Source organism: uncultured Algibacter sp. (genome assembly GCF_963976535.1).
Classification (GTDB): Bacteria; Bacteroidota; Bacteroidia; order Flavobacteriales; family Flavobacteriaceae; genus Algibacter_B.
The window spans coordinates 1-4,543 of sequence record NZ_CAXBLF010000107.1 but is presented as its reverse complement, the minus strand read 5'-3'; the positions used below and the strand labels follow the sequence as shown (position 1 = coordinate 4,543).

General features: G+C 35.4%; 3 protein-coding genes. All 3 read left to right on the top strand.

All coding sequences use genetic code 11. The features are described from left to right. The first annotated feature begins 114 nt into the window (after positions 1 to 114). The 3 genes from rpsO to AAC024_RS15655 all read left to right on the top strand — a co-directional run bounded on the left by rpsO (position 115) and on the right by AAC024_RS15655 (position 4,354). Positions 115 to 384, top strand: coding sequence for a 30S ribosomal protein S15 (gene rpsO / locus AAC024_RS15665; RefSeq protein ID WP_339896428.1), 270 nt, complete (start codon positions 115 to 117; stop codon positions 382 to 384). 393 nt (positions 385 to 777) lie between these two features. Then, positions 778 to 3,030, top strand: a complete 2,253-nt coding sequence (locus tag AAC024_RS15660) for a polyribonucleotide nucleotidyltransferase (protein WP_339896427.1) — start codon at positions 778 to 780, stop codon at positions 3,028 to 3,030. A 202-nt stretch (positions 3,031 to 3,232) separates the two neighbouring features. After that, the gene (locus AAC024_RS15655) at positions 3,233 to 4,354 is read left to right on the top strand and encodes a tyrosine-type recombinase/integrase (protein ID WP_339896426.1); all 1,122 of its coding nucleotides are present in this window, start codon (positions 3,233 to 3,235) and stop codon (positions 4,352 to 4,354) included. The last annotated feature ends 189 nt before the right edge of the window (positions 4,355 to 4,543 follow it).

Genomic DNA, 4,543 nt, shown 5'->3' with positions numbered 1-4,543 from the left:
GAGAAATAATAGTAAAAGTTACGTAAAAAAATGTTTCAAACCAAAAAAGTATTATATTTGCGGCTCGAAAGAAAGGCTTTCGTGTACATAACAATCATTTACAATAATATTAGCATGTATTTAGATCAAAAAGCAAAAGAGAAACTCTTTAAAAAACACGGTAAAAACGCAAAGGACACGGGTTCTGCAGAAGGACAAATTGCAATATTTACTCACAGAATTGAGCACTTAACAACGCATTTAAAAAACAATCGTAAAGATTATAATACAGAACGTTCTTTAGTGATGTTAGTAGGGAAGCGCCGTGCTTTATTAGATTACTTAACTAAGAAAGATATCTTAAGATATCGTGCCATAGTAAAAGAATTAGGATTAAGAAAATAATTTATAAAAAAGAGGCTTTTACTAGCCTCTTTTTTGTTTTTGCGTTAGGGATTGCAGTGGAAAGCCCACAGCGAGCTCCCGATAATTATCGGGACATAGCGAGGACTTGTAGCGTAAAGCCCGACCTTTTTAGGGAACGCCCAAATAATTTAAATACGTTACGACGTCATTACGAGGAGGTAACGACGTGGTAATCTTTCCAAAAGGAGCAGATTGCCACATCACGCAAAAAAAGCGTGACTCGCAATGACAAAAATAGAATAAGCAGGTCCTGAAACGAGTTCAGGATTATCAGTTTTTCATTGGTCAAACACACAACAACTACACACAACACAACGACCATTGTTTAATTTGATTTGAGCATGATTATGCTTGAATTACAAGAAAAAATTTATGATTCCAAAAGTTTTTAGAGAGGTCATTGACCTAGGAGATGGTAGAGAAATTTCTATCGAAACCGGAAAATTAGCAAAACAAGCGCATGGTAGCGTTGTTGTGCAATCTGGAAAATGTATGTTATTATGTACAGTTGTTTCCAATTACAAACAGTCAGATTTAGATTTTTTACCGTTAACGGTAGATTATCGCGAAAAATTTGCTGCGGCAGGTCGTTACCCAGGTGGTTTCTTTAAAAGAGAAGCAAGACCAAGTGACGGTGAAGTTTTAACCATGCGTTTAGTAGACCGTGTTTTACGTCCGTTGTTCCCCAAAGATTATCATGCAGAAACGCAAGTGATGATTCAATTAATGTCTCATGATGATGAGGTTATGCCTGAAGCTATGGCTGGTTTAGCGGCGAGTGCTGCTATCCAGTTATCAGATTTCCCATTTGAATGTGCTATCTCTGAAGCTAGAGTTGGGCGTGTTAACGGAGAATTTGTAATAAACCCAACACGTGCGCAATTAGAAGAGTCTGATTTAGAGATGATGATTGGTGCTTCAGCCGACTCCGTAATGATGGTTGAAGGTGAGATGAACGAGATTTCTGAAGAAGAAATGGCTGATGCTATCAAGTTTGCACATGAAGCTATTAAAGTACAAATTGCTGCGCAATTGCGTTTAGCAGAAGCTTTTGGTAAAAAAGAGGTTCGCGATTATGGAACTGCTGAAGTAAACGAAGATTTACAAAAAAGAATACACGATTTAGCTTATGATAAATGTTACGCTATAGCTAAGAAGGGAACTTCTAAAGTAGAGCGTACTAATGCATTTGCTGAAGTAAAAGAAGAAGTGAAAGCATCTTTTACTGAAGAGGAGATGGAAGAATTTGGTCATCTTGTTGGAGGTTACTACAGTAAAGCTGAAAAAGAAGCTGTTCGTGAATTAACATTAAGCGAAGGTTTACGTTTAGACGGTAGAAAAACTGACGAAATTAGACCAATATGGTGTGAGGTTGATTATTTACCATCTACACATGGTTCTTCAATTTTTACACGTGGAGAAACACAAGCTTTAGCAACGGTTACTTTAGGGACGTCTAGAGATGCGAACAAAATAGATATGCCATCTCATGAAGGCGAAGAAAATTTCTATTTACATTATAACTTCCCTCCTTTTTGCACAGGTGAAGCTAGACCATTAAGAGGAACTTCTAGAAGAGAAGTTGGGCATGGTAACTTAGCGCAACGTGGATTAAAAGGCATGATTCCTGAAGATTGTCCTTATACAGTACGTATTGTATCTGAAGTATTAGAATCTAACGGTTCTTCTTCTATGGCCACGGTTTGTGCTGGCACCATGGCATTAATGGATGCTGGTGTTAAAATGAAACGCCCTGTTTCTGGTATTGCAATGGGATTAATTTCTGATGGTGATCGTTATGCTGTATTGTCTGATATTTTAGGTGATGAAGACCACTTAGGAGATATGGACTTTAAAGTAACTGGTACTTCTGAAGGTATTACGGCTTGCCAGATGGATATTAAAATTAAAGGATTAAGCTACGAGATTTTAGTAAATGCGCTAAAACAAGCTCGTGAAGGTCGTTTACATATTTTAGGCAAAATTACAGAAACTATTGCTGCTCCTGCTGAAAGCGTTAAAGAACATGCGCCAACTATGGTTACGCGTCGCGTTCCTAACGAATTTATTGGGGCGCTAATTGGCCCTGGTGGAAAAGTAATTCAGGAAATGCAAAAAGAAACTGGAACCACTATTGTTATTAACGAAGATCCTGTAACTGAAGAAGGTATTGTTGAAATTTTAGGTGTAGGTTCTGAAGGTATTGATGCCGTTTTAGCAAAAATAGATTCTTTATTATTCAAACCAACAGTTGGTAACGTTTACGAAGTAAAAGTTATTAAAATGCTTGATTTTGGAGCTGTTGTAGAATATATGGACGCACCAGGAAACGAGGTTTTATTACACGTAAGTGAATTGGCTTGGGAACGTACTGAAAATGTTTCGGACGTAGTTAATATGGGCGATGTTTTTGATGTGAAGTATTTTGGACAAGATCCAAGAACACGCAAAGAAAAAGTATCTCGTAAAGCTATTTTACCAAAACCAGAAGGTTATGTTGCAAGACCGCCAAGAGACAATTCTAGAGATAGTCGTGGTGGACGTGATAACAGAGGTAGAGATAATCGCGGACGTGATAACCGTCGTGATGATAGAAAACCTAGAGAAGATAAGAAAGAGGATTAATTCTTAAACTTTATAATTTGCCTCACCCGGAATTACGAAAAGGCAACTCCGACCACCCAAAGGGGAGGTAAATTGGAAACCCCAAGGCAAAGCCATCGGGGAATTATTCAGATTAAAGCCTGTTTCTCCCGATAGCTATCGGGATTGAAACAGGTTTTTTTTGTATATATTTACATACGTTTAATAATTTAATATTCTATTTATGGTTAATATAGCACTTTCACCATTGTTTCATAAAAACAATCATATAATCGCTATAAGTTTTAAATTTGATTTCGCCATTAAAGAGTACATTAAGTCTGTTGAAGGTGTTAAATGGAGTAAAACACACAAAACATTTTATATAGTACACACGGTTTCAAACAAACAGAAACTATACCAAGCACTAAGGTTTAAAGATTGGTATGTTGATTATAGTGCATTATCGTCTGCAAAAGCTAATATACCAAAAGCTCAAACAAAAACCCTATCCATTAAACTCCCATATTTAGAGGATTCTCAGCAAAATAATTTAGAAAAATTTAAAAAATGGATGCAACAAAAACGGTTAAGCATCAATACAGTAAACAGCTACTTTGAAGTCACTTCGTTTTTTTTGCGGTATGCGCAACTTAAGCAACAACCCATAACCGTAAGACTGGTTGAACAGTTTAATTATGATTTTATAGTAAGACCTAATAAATCTATTTCTTACCAAAACCAATGCATTAATGGTATTAAAAAATATTTAGACTATATAGGCACACCGCTTTTAAGTTTCGATATTGAACGCCCAAAAAAGCCAAAAAAACTACCTGAGGTTTTAAGCAGTGATGACGTTAAAAATATTTTAGACAACATTATAAACTTGAAGCACAAAACACTGCTTACACTTATCTATTCTGCAGGTTTGCGTATAGGGGAAGCGTTAAAAATCCGCATTTCGGATATTGACAGTAAGCGTATGGTAATACATATAAAATCTGCAAAAGGAAATAAAGACCGATACACGCTGCTATCATTAAAATTTTTAGAATTATTACGTTTATATTACAAAACCTATAAGCCAAAAGATTATTTATTTGAAGGGCAAAACGGGGGGTTGTATAGCACCTCGAGCGCACAGAATATTTTAAAAAAAGCAGCAAAAAAATCCAATATAAAAAAACCTATTACCTTACATACTTTACGCCATAGCTTTGCCACACATTTACTTGAAAACGGAACAGACATAAGATACATACAAACCTTATTAGGACATAGCAGCCCAAAAACCACAATGATTTATACGCATGTAAGTGAAACAAGTATTAGAAATATAAAAAATCCTTTTGATAATTTATAAAATAATATTAAATTTCAATATTATATGAAATTTTCTACAATGGAAAGTAAAATATACTGAATTAAAAGCACTTAAACTTCCGCATAGCCTTCTAAAATAGAACAAAATACGGGACAAATATATGTATATAAATAAGTTACCCTGCATAAGGGTATTTTACCAAAAGATAATATTTTAAATTAAAGTGGT

Bases quoted from the DNA above. Each gene is read 5' to 3' on its own strand.
- AAC024_RS15655 (WP_339896426.1), top strand. From the start codon at position 3,233: ATGGTTAATATAGCACTTTCACCATTGTTTCATAAAAACAATCATATA.
- rpsO (WP_339896428.1), top strand. From the start codon at position 115: ATGTATTTAGATCAAAAAGCAAAAGAGAAACTCTTTAAAAAACACGGT.
- AAC024_RS15660 (WP_339896427.1), top strand. From the start codon at position 778: ATGATTCCAAAAGTTTTTAGAGAGGTCATTGACCTAGGAGATGGTAGA.